The organism is Clostridioides sp. ZZV15-6598 (assembly GCF_020657705.1).
Lineage (GTDB): Bacteria > Bacillota > Clostridia > Peptostreptococcales > Peptostreptococcaceae > Clostridioides > Clostridioides difficile_F.
The window spans coordinates 1-201 of sequence record NZ_JAGWCS010000405.1 but is presented as its reverse complement, the minus strand read 5'-3'; the positions used below and the strand labels follow the sequence as shown (position 1 = coordinate 201).

Below are 201 nucleotides of genomic sequence, written 5' to 3'. Positions count from 1 at the left end.
ACCAGCGTTAAGGTCACTCACGCCACATTCAATTTCAAAACTATCAGCAGTAACGTCTCTAATACTAGCACTACCAACAATACGAGTATATGAACCATTTTCATATCTAAGATTTTGATTTACGCCAGTCATACAAGGATAAGCACTAAGATGTTTATAAGGATTAGAACCATCTTTTACGGGAAGTATTTTAACTATAAT

The 201-nt window shown here is 34.3% G+C and carries 1 protein-coding gene; it reads right to left on the bottom strand.

Going from position 1 to position 201, the window contains the following annotated elements:
* On the bottom strand, nucleotides 1-201 hold a 201-nt coding region (locus KGF50_RS22250; protein WP_227850033.1), incomplete at both ends, for a hypothetical protein.